Annotated in this window: 13 protein-coding genes; all 13 read left to right on the top strand. The window is 39.5% G+C overall.

Annotated elements, in window-relative coordinates; genetic code table 11:
• Window positions 1-13 precede the first annotated feature (13 nt).
• The 13 genes from AC3ITD_RS23125 to AC3ITD_RS23185 all read left to right on the top strand — a co-directional run bounded on the left by AC3ITD_RS23125 (window position 14) and on the right by AC3ITD_RS23185 (window position 22,098).
• A complete protein-coding gene (locus AC3ITD_RS23125) occupies window positions 14-1,624 on the top strand; it encodes a RagB/SusD family nutrient uptake outer membrane protein (RefSeq protein WP_489362961.1) in 1,611 nt (536 codons plus the stop codon).
• A gap of 19 nt (window positions 1,625-1,643) precedes the next feature.
• The gene (locus AC3ITD_RS23130) at window positions 1,644-2,678 is read left to right on the top strand and encodes a SusE domain-containing protein (RefSeq protein ID WP_265800052.1); all 1,035 of its coding nucleotides are present in this window, start codon (window positions 1,644-1,646) and stop codon (window positions 2,676-2,678) included.
• 61 nt (window positions 2,679-2,739) lie between these two features.
• A complete protein-coding gene (locus AC3ITD_RS23135; RefSeq protein ID WP_489362962.1) occupies window positions 2,740-4,656 on the top strand; it encodes a glycoside hydrolase family 13 protein in 1,917 nt (638 codons plus the stop codon).
• A 49-nt stretch (window positions 4,657-4,705) separates the two neighbouring features.
• Window positions 4,706-5,383 carry a beta-phosphoglucomutase gene (pgmB, locus tag AC3ITD_RS23140; RefSeq protein ID WP_489362963.1) on the top strand — a complete coding sequence of 226 codons (678 nt, stop codon included), beginning with the start codon at window positions 4,706-4,708 and terminating at the stop codon, window positions 5,381-5,383.
• A 121-nt stretch (window positions 5,384-5,504) separates the two neighbouring features.
• Entirely contained in the window at window positions 5,505-7,823 is a 2,319-nt protein-coding gene (locus tag AC3ITD_RS23145; RefSeq protein ID WP_489362964.1) for a glycoside hydrolase family 65 protein, read from the top strand.
• A gap of 158 nt (window positions 7,824-7,981) precedes the next feature.
• Complete coding sequence (locus AC3ITD_RS23150; protein WP_489362965.1) at window positions 7,982-9,661, top strand: alpha-amylase family protein; 1,680 nt, start codon at window positions 7,982-7,984, stop codon at window positions 9,659-9,661.
• A gap of 150 nt (window positions 9,662-9,811) precedes the next feature.
• Window positions 9,812-11,188 carry an MFS transporter gene (locus AC3ITD_RS23155; RefSeq protein ID WP_265800046.1) on the top strand — a complete coding sequence of 459 codons (1,377 nt, stop codon included), beginning with the start codon at window positions 9,812-9,814 and terminating at the stop codon, window positions 11,186-11,188.
• Between the two features lie 136 nt (window positions 11,189-11,324).
• Window positions 11,325-13,208, top strand: a complete 1,884-nt coding sequence (locus tag AC3ITD_RS23160) for an alpha-amylase family glycosyl hydrolase (protein ID WP_489362966.1) — start codon at window positions 11,325-11,327, stop codon at window positions 13,206-13,208.
• A gap of 129 nt (window positions 13,209-13,337) precedes the next feature.
• Window positions 13,338-13,892 (top strand): RNA polymerase sigma factor, encoded by a 555-nt coding sequence (locus AC3ITD_RS23165; RefSeq protein ID WP_265800044.1) that lies wholly within the window; start codon window positions 13,338-13,340, stop codon window positions 13,890-13,892.
• A 386-nt stretch (window positions 13,893-14,278) separates the two neighbouring features.
• Entirely contained in the window at window positions 14,279-15,343 is a 1,065-nt protein-coding gene (locus AC3ITD_RS23170; RefSeq protein WP_489362967.1) for a FecR family protein, read from the top strand.
• Window positions 15,344-15,461: 118 nt separating this feature from the next.
• The gene (locus AC3ITD_RS23175) at window positions 15,462-18,803 is read left to right on the top strand and encodes a SusC/RagA family TonB-linked outer membrane protein (protein WP_489362968.1); all 3,342 of its coding nucleotides are present in this window, start codon (window positions 15,462-15,464) and stop codon (window positions 18,801-18,803) included.
• Between the two features lie 19 nt (window positions 18,804-18,822).
• Window positions 18,823-20,412, top strand: a complete 1,590-nt coding sequence (locus AC3ITD_RS23180) for a SusD/RagB family nutrient-binding outer membrane lipoprotein (protein ID WP_489362969.1) — start codon at window positions 18,823-18,825, stop codon at window positions 20,410-20,412.
• Window positions 20,413-20,538: 126 nt separating this feature from the next.
• On the top strand, window positions 20,539-22,098 hold the full coding sequence (locus tag AC3ITD_RS23185) for a S10 family peptidase (protein WP_489362970.1): 1,560 nt from the start codon (window positions 20,539-20,541) through the stop codon (window positions 22,096-22,098).
• Window positions 22,099-22,434 lie beyond the last annotated feature (336 nt).

Consider the following 22,434-nt stretch of genomic DNA (forward strand, 5'->3'; position numbering starts at 1 on the left):
TTAAGATATAAAAATGAAAAACTCATTTAAAACAATATTAACCTCGGCAGTAGTATTGCTGTCGTTAAACTCTTGTAAAAAAGAGTCATTAAACGTACTTCCAACTAATGATGTAACAGAAAGTGTAGTTTATGCTACACCAGCAGGATACAAACAAGGGTTGGCTAGATTATATGCAAATTATGCTTTAACTAGTCCTTCAGGGTCTGATAACAGCGATGTTGGTGGTTTAAACGCAGGATTTGCAGATTTTTTAAGGCTATTCTGGACCAGTCAAGAGTTAACCACGGATGAAGCAATTTGTAATTGGGGCGATACTGGTATTCCTGAACTGGATAACTCTACCTGGTCAACCGATAACCAGTTTTTAAGGGGATTATACTCAAGAAGTATTTCGCAAATTACTTTAGTTAACGAATATCTTCGTCAAAGTACACCAGAACAATTGGCTAGTCGCAACATTACAGGTGCAGATGCTACAAATGTTGTACGCTATCGTGCTGAAGCCCGTTTTTTACGTGCTTTTCAATACTGGGTTTTATTAGATGCTTTTGGTAACCCACCTTTTTTAACTGAAAATGATTTAATTGGAAAGGTAAATCCTAAGCAAACTACCAAAGCTGCATTATTTGCATATGTAGAATCTGAATTAAAAGCTATTGAAGGTGATTTAGCCAATCCAGGAAGTGCCGAAAGTGAATACGGACGGGCAAATAAAGGTGCGGATTGGGCATTATTAGCAAGATTATATTTAAATGCACAAGTTTACACCGGAACTGCGAAATATACGGAAGCCATTACTTACTCGAGTAAGGTAATTGCGTCAAGTTATTCTTTAAAACCAAACTATAGAGATTTGTTTTTAGCTGATAACAATATTAACAATACGGAAAACATCTTAACTATTAATTATGATGGGGTTAATGGAACAAACTATGGCGGAACAACTTTTTTAATTAATGCAATGGTTTACACAGCGCCAGATGCTGCTGGTATGGTTTCAACTGCTTACGGCGTTCCTAACGGCGGATGGGCAGGTAATCGTACACGTCAAAATCTTCCGGCTTTATTCCCTGATCCAAATGGTACTTTAGATAAACGTGGAATTTTTGCCGGAACTAAAGCCGTAATCGATGCAATTGATGCACCAAATGATGGCTTGAAAGTTACTAAATTTAAAAATATAACTTCAACTAACACCACTCCACCATCTTTAAATGGAACGTTCAGTTCATTAGATTTTGCGCTATTTCGTTTGGCTGAACAATATTTAATTTACGGGGAAGCAGTTGCCCGTGGTGGTTCTGGCGGTAGCGTTGCACAAGCTTTAACTTATGTAAACGCTTTACGATCTAGGGCTTATGGCAATACCTCAGGAAATGTGAGTGCCGCTGCCCTTACTACTGATTTTTATTTAGATGAGCGTGGTCGCGAATTATATTGGGAAGGTCATCGCCGTACAGATTTAATACGTTATGGCAAATTTACAGGTTCTACTTACCTGTGGCCATTTAAAGGCGGCGTAAAAGCTGGAACGAGTGTGCCTGCTTATCGCAACTTATACCCAATTCCAAATGCAGATTTGATTGCCAATCCGAATTTGGTTCAAAACCCAGGCTATTAATCTTTATCGATAGAAAGATATGAAATCAAAATTATTCAAAACCTTAGCTTTAGGCTTAATTGCAGTATCGCTTTGGTCGTGTAAAAAAGAAGAAACCAGAACGGTTTCTAATGTTACAGCGGCGGGTACGCTTACCGCTTCAACTATCGCATTAAATTTAATTCAAGCTAACGGAGCGTTACCGGCAACAACATTAACTTATCCCTTGGCTACCTCTTCTGGTTATGTGGTTCCAGTAAATACAACGCTACAGTTCGCTTTAAAAGGAACTAATTTTGCTACGCCTAAAGAGGTGGTAGTAACCACCAAAAGCTATGCCCCAACTATTACAGAAGTGAATAATATGATCCTTGCTTTTGGCGGGTTAGTGGGTAAACCTGCAGAAGTTGAGGTGAGATTAAAATCAGGAGCTGCGGTAAACGATTTGACATACTCTAATGTGGTAACATTAACGGCTACGCCTTATTTGGCATCTGCATGGATTTATGCTCCGGGCGCTTACCAGGGTTGGAATCCATCAACTGCAGATAGTTTAATTTCTCTGTCAAGCAATGGTGTTTATACTGGTATGATCGCTTATACTACTGGTAATTTAGAATTCAAAATTACTCCTGCAAAGAAATGGGATGTAGCTTATGGAGATGCTGGTGGCGGTAAAATTAGCTCAAGCGCCGGCGATAACCTAAAATCTCCTGATGCAATTGTGAAACAGGTAACTGTTGACTTAAATAAAAACACAATCGTTTTTGGTACACCAAATGAGTGGTCAATTATAGGTGATGCTACACCAGGTGGATGGAACAACGATACCGATATGAAAGGTGTGAACGATGGGAAATTTACAGTTTATTCTATCAAAACCACATTAGGCGTAGGCGAGTTTAAATTCCGCTTCGGTCATGCATGGGATGTGAATTTAGGTGGTGGCGCAACACTTACTACAGGTGGCGATAACATCAAAGTTACCGCTGCTGGTAACTACACCATTACGCTTACTGTTATTAAAACAGGAGATAAAGTAACTGGTGGTATTTACACTATTGTTAAAAACTAATCTATAAAATTTGTCCCGTGGTAAACGCCACGGGACTTTTTCAATCTTTCAAAGTTTTAGCATGATCAAAACCCAACCTATCCTTCAGCGTCCTATCTTTTCTAATGCTCGTTCCAATAATTGGCGTTTTGCCAGAATAAAATTAATAGCACTTTCTTTTTTAATTCTTTCAAGTGCAAACCTCTTTGCTCAAAAAGTAGAGCGCATAGAACCATTGTTCTGGTATGCAGGAATGCACAATCCGAAACTCCAACTGCTTGTTCATGGAGAAAACATTGCTGCCAGTACGATCTCATTAACTTACCCAGGTGTAAAGCTGGTTAAGGTAAACAAAGTTGAAAATCCAAATTATCTATTTTTGGATTTAGAACTTTCTTCAGCAGTAAAATCGGGAACGTTCCCGATTAATTTCACAGTTAAAGGAAAAAAAATATTAAGTTACAACTACGAATTAAAGAACCGCAATAAAAACGCAGACAGAATTCAGGGGGTATCGCAAAAAGATTTTATTTACTTATTAATGCCAGATCGTTTTTCGAATGGCGACGAAAGTAATGACGTTGTTAAAGGCTTAGCAGAAACAGCACTCAACCGTGATAGTATGTATTATCGCCATGGGGGAGATATTCAAGGAGTAATTAATCATTTAGACTACCTTAAGGATTTAGGAATCACCACGGTTTGGATGACTCCAGAAATCGAAAATGATATGGAAAAGGCTTCTTATCATGGTTACGCGGTAACAGATCATTACAAAATTGATCCCCGTTACGGAACAAACGAACTTTACAAAAAATATGTAGAAGCTGCTCATGCAAAAGGCATGAAGGTAATTAAAGATGTGGTCCATAATCACATCGGTACGGGTCATTGGTTTTTCAAAGATTTGCCCATGAAAAGCTGGGTACACCAATGGCCAAAATATACACAAACCAGTTATCGCGATCAAACCGTGATGGATACTCACGCATCTGCTGCTGATCGTAAAAAAATGTTAGATGGTTGGTTTGTTCCATCCATGCCCGATCTTGATCAGACCAATCCTTATGTTCAAAATTATTTAACGCAAAACCATATTTGGTGGATTGAATATGCGGGAATTGACGGTTTACGTTTAGATACTTATCCCTATAACGATCCGGCATACATGGCTGATTGGGCAATTAAACTGAGAGCTGAGTTTCCGACTTTATCCATTTTTGGCGAAACATTTGTTTCAGGTGTAGCCAACCAAGCTTACTTCACGGGTGGAAATACCGTTAATCGTGGTTTCGATACGCACTTGCCGGGCATTACCGACATGGCCGTTAAAGAAGGGATTTACGAGGCTTTGAATGGCAAAAACGGCTGGACAGATGGTATTAACCGATTGTATGATGTGGTAGCCCATGATTTTCTTTACAAAGACCCCACATTAAATTGTATCGCTTTAGATAATCATGACATGAGTCGTTTTTATTCTGTAGTGAATGAAGATTTTGATAAATATAAAATGGGTTTAGCCATGCTTTTGACTATGCGTGGTATCCCTCAGATGTATTATGGGACAGAAATTTTGATGAAAAATTTCTCTGCCCCTGATGGTCTGGTTCGTTCTGATTTTCCTGGCGGATGGCAAGGGGATAAAAAAGATAAGTTTATCGCCGATGGTAGAACAAACAAAGAAAACGAAGCTTTCAATTTTGTGAAGACTTTGGCCAACTACCGCAAAAATAGCCCAGCTTTACAAACTGGTAAATTAATGCAGTTTGTACCTGAAGATGATATGTATGTTTATTTTAGATACAATGCTACTGCAAAAGGTACGGTAATGGTTATCGTGAATAATACAGATAAAGAGAAAACGCTCAATACAGAGAGATTTGCAGAAAGAACAACTGGAATTACTACTGCCAAAAATGTGATTTCGGGAGAAAGCATCCAAATCAAAGAAATTAAAATGCCAGCAAAAACAACCTTAGTTTTAGAATTAAATTAATATTCATTCATTGCCGTTCGGCTTTAGCCAACGGATTTTTATAATAGCAATGCAAAACACATCAAACATACTACCCTCAACCTCAATTAAAGCCTGTCTCTTTGATTTGGATGGTGTATTGGTAGATACAGCAGTTTACCATTACCAAGCCTGGAAACGCCTGGCCAATACCATGGGTTTCGATTTTACAGAAGAACAAAATGAGCAGCTTAAGGGCGTAAGTCGTGTAGAAAGTTTAAATAAAATTTTGGCCTGGGGTAGCGTACAAAAAACCGATGCGGAGAAGGAAGAACTTGCCAGTTTGAAAAATAGCTGGTATGTAGATATGATTACCAAAATGAATCCTGCTGAAGTGTTGCCTGGAACGGTTGATTTTTTAACGGCTATTCACCAGGCGGGCTATAAACTGGCTTTGGGTTCAGCCAGTAAAAATTCAGGAATCATTTTAGAACGTACCAATCTTGCTCATTTCTTTGATGAAATTGTAGATGGAAATATGGTTACTAAATCAAAACCAGATCCAGAGGTATTTTTGAAAGGAGCAGAACTTTTAGGTTTCAAACCTGATGAATGCGTGGTTTTTGAAGATGCTGTTGCAGGCGTTGAGGCTGCAAAACGTGGCGGAATGAAGGCCATAGGAATTGGCGAAAAAAGCGTGCTTACAGAGGCAGACCTTGTAGTAAGTGGGTTAGATAAATTAACGGTTGAAGATTTAGAAAAGTTATAAAATGGCAAGTGCCGTCATTGCAAGGCACGAAGCAATCTCTATAAAGGAATTCAATAAAATTGTGAGGACGTACACTCTATAGGAGATTGCTTCTTGCCTCGCAATGATGAAAGTATAAAAGATGAAGAATTACATTAAAGCAGACGAGTGGAGTATTATCGAAGAAGGCTTTGATCCACATTTAAATAAAATTTCAGAAAGTATTTTCAGCTTGGGTAATGGTCGTATGGGCCAGCGTGCCAATTTTGAAGAAACTTATTCTGGAGAAACTCTTTTGGGGAATTACGTTGCAGGCGTTTATTATCCTGATAAAACCCGCGTGGGTTGGTGGAAAAATGGCTATCCAGAATATTTTGCTAAAGTTTTAAATGCGGCAAATTGGGTAGGTATCGAAGTGAAATTAGATGATGAAATTTTGGATTTAGCAACAGCCGAAGTAAGCGAGTTCAAACGTGTTTTGAATATGCATGCCGGGGTTTTGGAGCGTACTTTCACAGCAAAACTTAAAAGTGGAAAAATTGTTAAAGTGAAATCAACTCGTTTCTGTAGCATTGCCGATGATGAAGTCGGAGCGATCCGTTACAGCATTACGCCTGTAAACTTTGAGGGCAAAATCACGTTAATGCCTTTCATCGATGGCGATATCAAAAATCAGGACAGCAACTATGATGAGAAATTCTGGACTTTGGTTTCTGATGAAATTACCGACTCAGAGGCCTATATCAAACTAAGAACAAAGAAAACTGAATTTGAAGTTTGCACCGGAAGCCATATTGAATTGTATAAGAATGCTGAAAAAGTGGCAATCAATCCGGAAGCTGTTCGGAAAGAAAAATTCGTTGGGCAAACTTTTTCTGTTCAGGTAAAAGCGAATGAGGAAATCACTTTGATTAAGATCGCAGCGAATTTATCTTCAGAAAATTATGCAAAAGAATCGCTTTTGAAAGAGGCGAAAGCAGTTGTTGCAAAAGCTGCAGCTAAAGGTTTCGATACGTTATTAAAAGAACAAACTGAAGCCTGGGCCACGAAATGGGAGGAAAGCGATATCATTATTGAAGGTGATGTTTCGGCGCAACAGGCCATTCGTTTTAATATTTTCCAGTTGTTCCAAACCTATACAGGTAAAGATGATCGGTTGAATATTGGTCCGAAGGGTTTTACCGGTGAGAAATACGGCGGTTCTACTTATTGGGATACCGAAGCGTATTGTGTACCTTTTTACTTAGCCACTGCTCCGCAAGAAGTAAGCAAAAACCTATTGGTTTATCGCCACAAACAATTGGGCAAAGCCATTGAAAATGCGGCGAAATTGGGTTTTAAAGATGGCGCTGCATTGTATCCGATGGTTACCATGAATGGCGAAGAATGCCACAATGAGTGGGAAATCACTTTCGAGGAAATCCACCGCAATGGAGCTATTGCATTCGCAATTTACAACTACATCCGCTATACTGGAGATGAAAGTTATTTATCAGATTTTGGCTTGGAAGTGCTCATCGGCATCGCCCGTTTCTGGAGACAGCGTGTTAACTGGAGCGGCGAAAAACAGCAATATGTAATGCTTGGTGTTACTGGTCCGAACGAGTATGAGAACAACGTAAACAACAACTGGTATACCAATTTATTAGCAACCTGGTGCATGAAGTATGCAACACAAGCTTCGGAAATTGTGAAAAATCAGCAACCAGAAAAATATAACAGCTTATTAAAAAGCTTAAATTTCGATGCTCAGGAATTTGCTGATTGGGCAGATATCATCGAGAAAATGTATTATCCGGAGGATAAAAATTCAGGCATTTTCTTGCAGCAAGATGGTTATTTGGACAAAGAGCAAACTTTAGTTAAGGATTTACCAGCAAGTGAACGACCAATTAACCAGAAATGGAGTTGGGATAGGATTTTGCGTTCTCCATTTATTAAACAAGCAGATGTTTTGCAAGGACTGTATTTCTTCGAAGAGGATTACGACCTGGAAACTATCAGAAGAAACTTCGATTTTTATGAGCCACGTACCGTTCACGAAAGTTCATTATCGCCTTGCGTACACAGTATTTTGGCCGCTAAATTAAATGATGAAGCTCGTGCTTACGAATTCTACTTACGTACTGCCCGTTTAGATTTGGACGATTACAACAACGATACGGAAGATGGCTTACACATTACATCGATGGCCGGAACCTGGATGAGTGTAGTAGAAGGTTTCGCCGGTATGCGTGTTCGCGATGGCAAATTGCAGTTTAATCCTTTCTTACCAAAGCAGTGGAAATCGTTCTCGTTTACCATTGGTTTCAGAGGAGCAACTTTAAAAATAAATATCACTGAAAACGGCATCAATATTAAAAATAATAACGCTGTTGATTTAGAAATCGGAATCAGAAATCAGTTTTATAAACTGTCTGGAAACGCAAAAATCGAAGTAAATAATGCGGAGTTGGTATGATTGTAGAGGTAAAATATAAAATGGAAAATGTATTGAAATTGTTTTCGACTCCTCGTTATTGTGAGGAACGAAGCAATCTTAATGCGATAGCTTGTATAATTGCGGTTTCCCTTTTATTAATTTCACAATCATCCTTTGCACAAAAAAAGAGTAAAAGTATGAACGATAAGCAAATCGTTATATATCAGTTATTGCCCCGTTTATTCGGAAACAAGAATACCACCAACATCCCATACGGAACCATTGAGCAAAATGGTTCTGGCAAGTTTAAAGATATCACAGATAGGGCGCTAGATGGGATCAAAGAGTTGCATGTAAATTACGTTTGGTACACGGGCATTATTGCACATGCAAGCCTAACCGATTATTCGAATTATGGAATTAAGGTTGATGATGCTGACGTGGTGAAAGGAAGAGCTGGTTCGCCTTATGCAATCCGCGATTATTATGATGTAAATCCTGATTTAGCGGTGGATGTAAAAAACCGGATGCAGGAATTTGAAGCGTTGGTGAAAAGAACACATGCAAAGAATTTAAAGGTCATTATCGACTTTGTTCCAAACCATGTAGCCAGAGGTTACCATTCTTATTCCAAACCAGAAAAAGTTATCGACTTTGGCGCTAATGACGAGGTAACTAAAGCTTTCAGCACAAAAAATGATTTTTATTACATCCCTGGTCAGCCACTTGTAGTGCCTACGAACGGACAAGAGACGCCGCTTTCTATTCTTCAAGATGGAAAATTCGACGAAAACCCGGCAAAGGCTACTGGCAATGATGCGTTTACTGCTGCTCCAAAATACGACGATTGGTACGAAACCGTTAAGCTGAACTATGGCGTGGATTATTTAAACGGAAGAAAAGAATATTTTAATCCCATCCCTCCGGTTTGGACGAAGATGCGAGATATCTTAGTTTTTTGGACGGATAAAGGTGTTGACGGATTCAGGTGCGATATGGCCGAAATGATTCCTATTGCATTTTGGAATTGGGTTATTCCACAGGTTAAAAAAGTTAATCCTAATTTGATTTTCTTAGGTGAAGCTTACAATCCTCAGGTTTATAAACAATATTTAGACGAAGGAAAATTTGATTACCTATACGATAAAGTGGGTTTATACGATGGCTTAAAAAAGCTGATTAGAAATGAACCCGAGGCAGATGTGTCGGCTATTCGTTACGTGTGGCAGAAAGAAAGCGCTGGCTTTGGAAAAAAAATGTTGCGCTTTTTAGAGAACCACGATGAAGAACGGATTGCATCTACAGGCTTTGCGGGCAAGGCCGAACTTGCGCTACCTGCAATGGTGGTTTCGGCTACCTTAGGTGCTGGTCCGGTAATGTTGTATTTCGGACAGGAAGTTGGAGAACCGGGAAAAGGTAAAGAAGGTTATGGCGGAGATGACAACCGCACCACTATCTTTGATTATTGGGGTGTTCCAAATCATCAAAAATGGATGAATGGTGGCTTGTTTGATGGACATAAACTTAATGCTGCCCAGCAACATTTAAGAGCTTATTACAAACAGCTTTTGAAAGTCACATCGGCAAGTGATGCAGTATTGAACGGCGAAATCTATGAGATTCCTCAAAGCGGAAACATGAATAACCGGATGTATGCTTTCATTCGTTACTCTGGTAGGCAACGTTTGTTGGTAGTGGCAAATTTCGATAGAAATTTAACGTTGGAGACCAATATCCAAATCCCTGAAGAGGTATTGAAAGTTAAGAATTCCTCTCCGGTTACGGAATTATTAACGGATACAAAACTGAACATACCAGCAGGAACAACTATACCCGTTAAACTTGCACCAGTTTCGTCACAAGTAATAGAATTTTAGAATGATGAGTTTGATGGACCATGTCTCACAGACCATTGTAAATTTACATTTCGGTCTGTGAGGACGCATACCGAGGAATTGCAATAAAAAAATTTGCGCCTTTGCGTTATTCACTTAGCGTACTTTGCGGTTAAATAAAAACCAAATATAATGAGCTTAAAAACAATATTCGAGAACCCGAAACTAACGCTTGCACAAATTATCAATATGAGTGTCGGGTTTTTCGGAATTCAGTTTGGCTGGGATTTGCAGCGTGCCAACATGGGGCGTATTTACGAAAACCTGGGCGCAAACCCCGATCAGGTTCCGCTATTATTTTTAGCTGCCCCGTTAACGGGTTTGTTGGTTCAGCCTATAATTGGTTATCTAAGTGATAGAACCTGGCACCCGAAATGGGGGAGAAGAAGGCCTTATTTTATGATTGGGGCAATTGTAAGCAGTATCGCTTTAATTTTTATGCCACACAGCAGCGCTTTGTGGATGGCTGCGGGCTTACTTTGGGTTTTAGATGTATTTGGCAATATTGCGATGGAACCTTTCCGTGCTTTTGTTACCGATAAATTGCCAGATAGCCAGGTAAATCGCGGTTTTATTATGCAAAGCATGATGATCGGTTTAGGTGGAAGTGTAGCTTCGGCCTTACCTTGGTTGATGAACAATGTTTTTGATTTACAGAATACAGCGGCTCAAGGTCAGATTCCCGAGAATGTAAAATTCTCTTTTTATATCGGTGCGTTTTTCTTTTTCGCCGCAGTATTGTGGACGGTTTTTACCACCAAAGAATATCCACCACGAGATCCCGATTTTAAAGAGAAGTTGAAGGAAAACAGCAGTGGTTTTTTAGGTGGTGCAAAAGAGATCTTTCATGCGTTAAGCAACATGCCTAAGCGTATGCAAATTGTTTCTCTTGTACAATTTTTTACCTGGCCAGGCTTATTTCTAATGTGGTTTTATTACACTACAGCAGTGGCGGTAAATGTTTTTGGTGGCAAAGATGCTGCCGATCCTGTATATGCCCAGGGAGCAGATTTTGGTAGTTTAACCCTTGCCTATTACAGCGTTATTACCTTCCTCTTTGCATTGGTGTTACCTAAAATTGCTGATGCATTGGGCAGAAAAACAACTCATGCCATTTGTTTGCTTTGTGGCGCACTTGGACTAATCAGCGTGGCTTGGGTACATGATAAAAATATGCTTTACCTATGTATGACTGGTGTTGGTATCGCTTGGGCAAGTATTCTTTCAATGCCTTATGCCATGCTCAGTGGTTCTTTACCAAAAGATAAAATCGGTATTTACATGGGGATCTTTAATTTCTTCATCGTTTTGCCTGAGATCATTGCATCACTGGGTTTCGGCTGGTTAATGCGTAATGTTTTAAATAATGATAGGCTTTTAGCGGTTCAGTTGGGTGGCGTATTAATGATTTTAGCCGCTATTATTTGTTATCTATTTATCAGAGAGCCTAAGAAAACAGATGAAACATTAGCTTCAGAACTGGCTATTGAAGAAAATAGATCGGTCTAATAACTCTGCAAATAATTTGTAACCACAGAGAACAAAAAGAAAATTCACAAAGTAAGCAGAGTTGAATATTTTGCTCTGTTTACTCTGTTAAACGCTCTGTGTGCTCGATGGTAAAACTCCCTTAATCCCTAACCAAATGAAAAAAATTATTTACCTGTTACTGCTGGTTACAGCATTTAATACCTCGTGCAAAAAATCTTCAACAGAGAGCGGAACAGAAATTCCGACCCAACCCTCGGTAGATTTACCTGCGGGCGCAAAAGATGGTGCCGCTTTCATTAACAACGGAACTTCGGCAATTGTAACGCTTTATGCGCCTGGGAAAAATTCAGTTTCACTTATTGGTGAATTTAATGATTGGTCTGCAACGGCTTCGGTGATGAAAAAAACTGCAGATGGTAACACCTGGTGGATTCAGGTAGACAACCTAAATCCGAATACCGAGTATGCTTATCAATTTTTTATTGATGGCAAATTAAAGGTTGCCGATCCTTACAGCGAAAAAGTGCTTGATCCGGATAATGACAAGTATATATCTGCAACTGTTTATCCAAATCTGAAAGCTTATCCGGTAGGAAAAACTACGGGAATTGTGAGTGTGATGCAGGCTAATCAACCGGTTTACACCTGGAAAAACGCAAGCTTTTCTAGACCCGAAAAAAACAATTTGGTTATTTATGAACTGCTGATCCGCGATTTTACAACTGATCACAGCTATGCTTCTACGTTAACCAAACTCGACTACTTATTAACTTTAGGCATCAATGCCATCGAATTAATGCCGGTAAACGAGTTCGAAGGAAATTTAAGCTGGGGTTACAATCCTTCGTTTTACTTTGCTGCGGATAAATATTATGGAAGCAAAACGGCATTGCAAAACTTTATCGACGAGTGTCATGGAAAAGGAATTGCTGTGATTTTAGACCTCGTTTTGAATCATTCTTTTGGTCAATCGCCAATGGTACAAATGTATTTTGATAATTCGAAACCTACTTTAAATAGCCCATGGTTTAATGTTGATGCGAAACATCCGTATAATGTAGGGTACGACTTTAATCATGAAAGTGCAGCAACCAAAAAGTTTTCGAAAGATGTGATGAAATTCTGGATGCAGCAATACAAAATTGATGGATTTAGATTTGATTTGTCAAAAGGCTTCACCCAAAAAATTTCTACAGATGATGCTAACATGAGTGCTTATGATGCAAGCAGAATTGCGATTTGGAAAGAATACAATAACTATATCAAAAGCATCGACCCCAATAATTTCTATGTTATTTTGGAACATTTTGCTGATGCGACAGAAGAAAAAGTGTTGGCTGACGATGGGATGATGCTTTGGAACAACATAAACTACAACATAAATGAAGCCACCATGGGCTGGTTAGGGAATTCCAATTTCCAATGGGGATTTTATGCCAATCATGGTTTTTCAAAATCAGAGAACCTGGTTACCTATGGTGAAAGTCACGATGAAGAGCGCTTAAATTTTAAAAATTTCACCTATGGAAATGCCGCTGGTGCTTATTCAATCAAAGGCAATTTAGCTATCTCTTTAAAAAGAGAAGAAATGGCGGCAGCTTTTCTATTGGCTATTCCCGGGCCCAAAATGGTGTGGCAATTCGGTGAATTGGGCTACGATGTCAGTATCGATTTCAATGGAAGAACTGGCGAAAAACCCATTAGATGGGAATATTTCGCCGATCCTAGCCGGAAGACGCTGTTTGATGCCTATGCAAAATTTATACGTTTGAAACAGAACAATTCTATTTTTAATACGGCAAATTCAAGTTATAGTTTAGCTGGAGGGACTAAATATATCAAGCTTATAGAGGATTCGAATACGGTAATTGTTGTTGGCAACTTTGATGTAGTTAATCAAACTGCAAACATTGATTTCGGATCTTCCGGATCGTGGTTTGATGCAGTTGGTAGCAACATTAACTTGTCTTCTAACGCTTACACGGCGACTTTGGCTCCAGGCGAATATCATATTTTCAGTAAAAGTGTGTTGAAATAGCGCTTTTATAATTTCATTTCGAAGCTGCCGTTTTGCACTTTAATTCGATTATATCTGTAAATCTGCGGCTTCTGTCTTAATAATCTTGATGTTTTTAGTTAATATTGTTTTAACAACAACTCATCCTAAATGAACGAAAAATTAACGCATCACCTGTTATGGGAACGACTTCGTTCTGGCGACAGAGATGCGTTTTTTGATCTTTACCGAACTCTTTATTATCCACTCGTAAATTTTGGAATTCGGGTTTGTGCCGATGCAGATACTTCCAGCGAAGCTACGGATCTGGTTTTTACCACCATTTGGGAAAAGCATGAAACACTCAATCGGGTAGATAATGTAGAGGCATATCTTCGAACCTTTTTAAAACGCAAACTCTTGCGAATCCTCGAGCGAAAACGTAAAATTAACGACGCACTTTCGAACGCTGGTGCCGATGGAGATTGGATGGAAATGAGTTATGAGGAGTTTATGGTAAAGATGCAAAGCGATGAACTGGTTAAACACCAACTCAAAAACGCGCTTGAGAAACTCACTTTTCGTCAGAAACAACTGATTCATTTAAAGTTTTTTGAGGGTTTAAGCTACGAGCAGATTGCTGAACAAACGAGCCAAAGTATTAAAACGGCTTACAACACCATTTATGATGCGCTAAAAATATTGAGGAAAGAGTTTAAGGGATAAATAAGATTGCTACTTCGCATATTAAGCCAAGCTTAGCTTCGTCGCAGTTCCTCAACCAAAGATTAACCTGCTGCATTTCAATGAAAGCCCGCCGCTGGTCTTCTCAAGAAGCGCTCAACCGTCCATCATCTCGACAGGTATTCCTCTGTCCGTCATCTCGACCGAAGCGCAACGTAGTGGAGAGAACTTTTCTGATCATTTCACAGCGTTCCAAGATTTCATCGTTTGATAATAATAAAAATTATCGAAGAATCACTTTATCCCGCAATTTTATTTCCTGTTTTCAAGCCTGCAGAGGCCAATTATTCTGAATTTTATAAAAAAGTTAAAATTTCTTTAGGAAAAAATTAAACTTTTAGGCACTGATATATAAAAGGCAAACAACAATGGTTGATAGAAGTAAATTCAACGCAGAAGATTTTCTTGTCGATTCTACATTTCAGCAATATTGCGCTGGAACCGACAAACTTTGTGTTGGATATTGGGAGAAGTACATTAATGCCCACCCGGAGCAGGCGGAAGTAATTGCCGAAGCGAAGAAATTATATGTGATTTTGAGCGGAAACAAACGCCAGTTAAATTTAAAAGTAGAGTCTTTTAAGCAAGAGATGTTTCCACAACAGGAGACGAGTGCTAAAATAAGGTCTTTTTTATGGCTAAAAATTGCATCGGCCATTGTGGTAGCTTTAGCTGCCACTTTACTTTATTTAAGCTATCTTAATTTTAAGAGCGGCGAATCCACACAGGAAGTGTTCACCTGGGCAACAAAAAGCGGCGAAAGAAAAAAAATCAAGCTACAGGATGGAACGGTAGTTCTGCTAAATGCAAAAAGTACACTTTCAATTCTTAAAGGATTTAATCATGATAAAAGAGAAGTAAACCTTGTTGGCGAAGCTTTTTTTGATGTCGTTCATAATAAAGAAAAACCTTTTAAAGTACATACTTCCGATTTTGATATCAATGTTTTGGGTACAGCATTTAACGTTAAATCTTATCCAGATGAAATCACCTCCGAAGCGACTTTGATCCGCGGGTTGATTACAATGGAAGCCGCAAATGGCAATGGAGGTACAATTACTTTGAAACCAAGCCAAAAGGTAACGTTTTACAAAACCCAACCATCGATAAAAAAAGCCAAGTTATCAAAGCCGTCGCTGGCACGACCAGAAATCGCAATAAACCATTATACCGTTATAAAAGACAGCACAATTGTAGAAACCGCCTGGACTAAAAATCGCATTGAAATTTACGATCAGGATTTTGAGGAAATCAAAGCTGTTTTGGAAAAATGGTACAATGTCAAAATCAAGTTTACCAACAACGAAGTTGAAAAATATCGTTTCACTGCTACATTCAGCAACGAAACCATTCAACAAGTTCTTTCAGCATTACAAAACGTAGAATATTTTAAATATGAGATAAAAGGAAATGAGGTGGTCATCTCAAAATAAGGATAAAAAAGGACGGTGTTGGAGCACCGCCCTTAATATTTCTTCTTTGATTAATTAATGGCAGTTTATGCGCAAACAGATTGCTGCCAAGAACTTATGCAACCAAAAAAACAAAAATATGATTTATTATTACTTACTGCAAGAGCATCCGCTTCGCCGGAAGCTCTTAAAATTCATTTTGCTAATGAAATTGGCCTGTATTATGGTTTTCATTACTTGCCTGAATGTTTCTGCATCGGTGTTTTCCCAGGAAAAAATATCACTTGATGTAAAGAAAACGAAATTAGGTAAGGTTTTACAGATTATCGAACAGCAGAGCAGCTACCACTTTGTGTATAGCGCTTCTTATGTCCCGGTAAATAAAGATGTAAGCATTACCGTAACCAATACTTTGGTTACTGATGTTTTAGCCGCTATTTTAAACAGAACGAACCTGAAATATTCTGTTTCTGATGGTGGTTTGATCGTCATTAGCAGGAATAAAGAAGTACCAATTACTGGCACAATCAAAGATGCCTCAGGAGGTGCATTGCCGGGTGCAAGCGTTCGCGTTAAAGGAACAGGAATTGGAACCTCTACCGATATTAATGGCAAATTTGCTTTAAATGCACCAGAAAACGCTGTTTTAGTCGTTTCTTATGCGGGTTTTCAAACCAAAGAAGTTTCTATCGGAAGCCAGACGACGATCAGTATTACATTGGTTGAAGATACCAAACAACTTACTGATGTAGTGGTAACTGCACTGGGTATTAAGAAAGAAAGAAGGGCACTTGGTTATTCGGTTACGCAGCTTTCCGGCGAAACTTTAACACAAGCCAGAGAAAATAACATCACCAATTCGTTAGTAGGCAAAGTTGCGGGTTTAGATATTGCCGGAACTTCAGGAGGAGCGGGAGCAGCTACCAATGTCACTATTCGTGGCGTTTCAAGCATGGGTCCATCAAGTCAGCCGCTTTATGTGGTTAACGGGATACCGATGGAAAACTCGCCGGTAGGATATAAAAGTACCATCGGTATTGGAAACAATGGGGGACAATACGATAACGCACCAGATTTGGGAGATGCCATTAGCAACATCAATCCTGACGATATCGAGAGCATTTCAGTATTAAAAGGAGCTGCAGCATCAGCGTTATATGGCAACCGGGCGAAAGCAGGGGTAATCTTGATCACCACGAAAAGTGGTAAAGGAAACAGCATTGAGTTTAGCAGTAATTATGTTGCAGAGCAGGTAATGGACAGAACCAACTGGCAATATGTTTACGGTCAGGGGGTAAACGGACAGAAACCTACCACACAATTGGCTGCGGCTTCTACAGGAAGTTCGAGTTGGGGTGCACCTCTTGATGGATCAAGCGTAATTCAGTTTGATGGGGTAAGCAGGCCGTATTCAGCACAGCAAGATAATATCGAAGACTTTTACAGAACTGGTGGCAGCTGGACAAACACTTTGGCTTTGAACAAATCGTTTACAGGTGGAGTAATTCGTTTATCTGCAAGTGATTTAACGAATCGTTCGGTGGTGCCAAATTCAGGCTTAAACAGACAAAACTTTACGTTGTCGAGCACATTCGATCCGATTAAAAACCTGGTGATTGATGCCCGTGTCAACTACATTTTGGAGCAGGCAAAAAACCGCCCGATGTTATCAGATGGGGCAGGTAACGCCAATTATAATGCAGCATTTTTGCCAACGAGTGTAAACATAGCCACATTACAGCCAGGCAAAAAGCCCGATGGAAATGAACTTTCTTACAATACAGGCAATCCGTATGCTACAAATCCTTGGTTCGCTGCAAACGATTTTATTCATGATACCAATAGAGAACGTTTGTTAAGTTCGGTAAGTGCTAAATATACTTTTGATAATGGATTGTTTTTGCAAGCCAGAGCCGGAAGAGATTCTTATAAGGATACGTACATTGCAGTTACGCCATCTGGCACCGCCTATGATGCTGACGGAGGATATACCGAACAGAGCAGTAAATTTTCTGATATCAATGTGGATGGGTTAATGGGTAAATCATTCAAAATTGATGATATCTCTATCACGCCCAATATTGGCGCTAGTTACCGTAGAACACATAGTGAAGGGATAACCAATAGTGGTGCGAATTTCCAGCTTTTCGGAATTTATACTTTGGCCAATACGGGTGGAAAATCTGTTTCTGCCTATAAACAAGATCAGGAAACACAATCCATCTATGGTACTCTGGAAGTTACTTATAAGGATATTTTATACTTAACAGGAAGTGCCCGCAGTGATTGGTTTTCTACATTGGCAACTCCTGGAAGAGACAATAAATTATATACAATCTATCCTGCAGTTAGCGGATCATTTGTTTTCTCAGAATTGTGGAAACCATCTTTCTTAAGCTTTGGTAAGTTGAGAGCAGGATACGCTGGAGTTGGTCAGGCTACTAGTCCTTTCCAAACGCAATTGTATTACAATTTACGTAGCGAGTCCATCAACAATAATCCACTGGGTAATATTGTCAACGGCGCAATTCCGAACGCTTCTTTATTTGCATCAAGTGCAACCGAGTTAGAAGTTGGAACGGAGTTGAGATTTTTCGGAGATCGGTTAAATGTTGATTTCACCTGGTACAACAAAAAATCAAAAGATGAAATTATCGATGTGCCCACTTCTACCACAACAGGATACAATGGGGCGGTATTAAACATTGGTCAGTTAAGAAATCGGGGTATTGAAGCATTGGTTTCTGGGGTGATATTAAAAAATCAGGATTTTAGCTGGACATCAAGCATCAACGGATCTCGTAATAATAATATGGTACTCACGCTTGCTCCTGGAACGGCATCGCAGGGTTTGGCAACGTCACGGAGTAACGTGGGTTTTCTTCAAAATCTAGAAGGTAAGCCTATTGCACAAATCATGGCTTACGATTTTCAGTACGATGCAAATGGAAACATTGTAAGAGATACTAATGGTGTTCCACAACGAGGAGAATTAAAAGACTATGGTTCTGCATATCATAAATGGACTGCCGGCTGGAATAACGAATTTAATTATAAAGGCGTAAATCTTTCTTTCTTAATCGATGGGAAATGGGGTGGTAAAATCTTCTCAGCAACAGATTATTATGGCTATGTTTTTGGTTTACACCAAGCCACATTGGAAAACCGTGATCAATTGGGTATTGGTGCAGCAAATTATTACAGCACTTACGCCAACAATGTTTCCAAACAGTTTGTGCAAGATGCCAGTTTCATCAAGTTCCGTCAATTTATATTGGGATATAACTTTCCAGCAAAGGTTTTTAATAACAGAATTAAAGGCTTAAACGTAAGTTTTGTAGGGCGTAATCTGTTCATCTTAATGAAGAAAACCGATAATATCGATCCCGAATCCAGCTATAACGCAACCATTCCTGGGATGGAACTCGGGGGCGTTCCGCCGGTGCGTACCTATGGTTTAAATTTAAGTGTTAAGTTATAATCTTTAAAAAGAATTGAAAATGAAAACGATCATAAAATTATACGTACCACTTCTTTTATCAGGCCTGGCGCTAATAACAAGCTGTACTAAAAACTTCGAGAAAATTAATACCGACCCTTTATCGGTAAATCAAGAACAGTTTAACCCAAATTATTTATTATCAACAGCCCAATTGAATTATACGGGCAGTGTAGATTTTGCTTATGAAACCTGGCGTGGCAACCTGATTTATGCCTCAACAATGATGCAGGGCATGTCATCAGTAATTGGGTACTGGGCTGGTGATAAATACATGCTGAATGAGGGCTACACCGCCGCCTATTGGGAAAAAGCTTATCCTGATCAAATAAAATATGCAGCAGACTTGGTTGAGTTTACCAAAGGGAAAGCGCAGTACAACAACGTACATCAAATTGGTAGAATCTGGAAAGCGCTAATGTTTCAACGGTTGACAGATTTGTATGGCGATATACCGTATTTCGATGCTGGGAAAGGATATTACACCGGAAATTTATATCCAAAATATGATTCACAGCAGGCTATTTATGCCGATCTTTTAAAAGAAGTTGATGAAGCAGGAACAGCGCTTACAGTTGGTGGTGATGCAGTAACGGGCGATTTGGTTTATGGTGGTGATGTAAACAAATGGAAGCGTTTTGCTGCCAGTTTAATGTTGCGCATGGCGATGAGGTTAACGAAAGCTGATGCAACTTTAGCACAAAGCTATATTACAAAAGCTGTTGGTAAAACCATGACTGGCGATGCCGATAACGCCTTATTTAAACATGATGCTAACGGTGGCCGGGTAACTCAAAATAGAGCTGCACAGGTGTTGTTGGGCGATGGTGGTCAGGAGCACTATTATACTCGATGGAGCAGTACTTTTATCAATTACTTAAAAACTAATAACGATCCTAGGCTAAGCAAGGTAGCTGTTACAAAATTATTTTTAAGAGATGATTTAAAGGGAGAGCCAAACATGAATCCTGCTTTTATTACAACTGCATCGGTTCAAAAAGGGATGCCAAATGGTAAAGATTTAAGTGGTATTGCAGGCAGAGATGTCCGTCAGGATGCTTCTTATACCGATTTTACCGATTATTCTTCTCCTAATCCAGGCATGTTAAAAAGAGATGGAAATACCATTATTCTTACCTATGCCGAAACTGAATTACTTTGGGCAGAAGCCGCACAACGCTTCAATATTGGTGGCTCGGCAGCTGCACACTATAATGCTGGCGTTACCGCCGCAATGACTTATCTATCTCAGTTTGATCCATCGATGGCTTTAACTGCCGGCGATGCTGCTACCTATTTAAATGCTCATCCCTATGTTGCAGCTAATGGCTTAGAAATGATTTCAACGCAATATTGGGCGCACACCATTACCATGTTGGATTTTTACGAAACGTGGTCGAACTGGAGAAGAACTGGATTACCTGCACTGGTTCCAATTGTTTACCCAAACACCAATACAGGCGGCTCAATTCCACGAAGGTTCCCTTATCCTTTAATAGAAGGCGTATCTAATGCTGCGAATTACAAAACAGCGTCAGCAGCGGTTCCGGGTGGCGATAAATTGGTTGGAAGAGTTTGGTGGGATAAATAAACAGACTTAAAGCTTTGAAAACCGGTGTCATTTATTTTGGCACCGGTTTTTTTTTGAGTAACATTTCTAATGAGGTTTTTGATTAACGGCAGTTTAACTTGATATTTATGAACCAAACTCAACTAAATGAAATCCAGATTTTTACTAAGCATGTTTTTACTTGCAGGCATAGCTACTTATGCTCAGCAAAACCCAAAAAGAAACCAGTCAAAAGAAACCATTACCTCAACCCAGGTTACCGTAAAAGAAGAGCCGAAATCAATAGCTAGTGAACGGACTATAAAGGTCGAAAGTTCGGTGATTACCAATCATTCTGTAAATATCGATGGGAAGGCAGTTCCCTACAAAGCAACTACTGGCACCCTTCCTGTTTGGGATGAGGATGGAAAACCCATAGCTGGCTTATTTTATACCTATTACGAAAGAAGTGATGTTTCTAACCGCGATAAAAGACCGCTGGTAATCTCCTTCAATGGTGGTCCAGGCTCTGCTTCAGTTTGGATGCACATTGCTTACACTGGCCCAGTGGTGTTAAACATCGATGATGAAGGTTACCCGGTTCAGCCATATGGCTACAAGGAAAATCCTTACTCTATTTTGGATGTTGCAGATATCGTTTACATCGATCCGGTAAACACGGGTTACTCTCGAGCAGTAAGTAAGGATATTCCAACCAATAAATTTTTTGGTGTAAAAGCCGATATCAAATATCTGGCAGAATGGATCAATACTTTTGTAACCAGAAACAACCGCTGGGCATCTCCGAAATTCTTAATTGGTGAAAGCTACGGAACCACCCGTGTTTCAGGTTTGGCTCTAGAGCTTCAAAATAACCAGTGGATGTATCTAAATGGGGTAGTTTTGGTTTCTCCAACAGAACTGGGAATAGAGCGTGGCGGGCCAGTTGAAGCGGCTTTACGTTTGCCTTACTTCGCGGCGACCGCCTGGTACCACAAATTGTTGCCTCAGGATTTGCAATCAAAAGATTTAACAGCCATGTTACCCGAAGTAGAAAGCTTCACTATTAATGAGGTGATTCCCGCAATTTCTCAAGGCAGCATGTTGAGTGCTGAAAAAAAGAAAGCTATAGCAGCGAAAATGGCTCGCTATTCTGGCTTATCAGAAAAAGTAATAATAGACTATAACTTAAATGTGCCAACAAATTTTTTCTGGAAAGAACTGATGAGAGACAAGGGTTTTACTGTTGGCCGTTTAGATTCGCGCTATCGCGGAATCGATAAAATGAGTGCAGGTGAGGGTCCGGATTATAATGCTGAGCTTACTTCGTGGCTACATTCTTTCACGCCTGCAATTAACATGTACATCCGCAACGAGCTGAATTACAAAACCGATTTAAAGTATAACATGTTTGGCTCGGTTTATCCATGGGATCGAAGTGGCGACCAAACCGGTGACAACCTTCGTCAGGCGATGGCGCAAAACCCTTATTTACATTTATTGGTGCAATCGGGTTATTACGATGGTGCTTGCGACTATTTCAATGCAAAATACAGCATGTGGCAATTAGATGCTGCAGGCAAATTTCAAGATCGCATGAGTTGGGAAGGCTACCGTAGCGGACACATGATGTACCTGCGTAAAGAGGACTTGAAAAATTCCAATAATCACATTCGGGAGTTCATCAAAAAAGCATTACCAAAAGCAGGTGAAGCGGCAAAGTTTTAACCGGGATTTTTTAGGATTTAGGGATTTTAAGATCAATGTGCAGGGGTTTAATCGGTCTACAATAAAATTATTTGAAGCACCAAGCCAGTATAGCTATTCATGTTGGTCCTGCTTTGCGCTTCAATCTTTTTTGTGTAATTGTTGTGGAAAATCAGAAATCATCAAAAAAGTATTTTCGCTGCAATCAAGCCTAAGAAAGTTTGAGCAATAATTGTCCAGATTCCAGGAATAGAACCCAGCGATATTAATTATCAATCTTACCAAAGATGGCTTACAAATTAGATAACCAATTCACTTTTTTTCTTGTTTTAACGCTAAGTCTATGGACCGCAAATT

This window comes from Pedobacter sp. KH_004 (genome assembly GCF_057840755.1).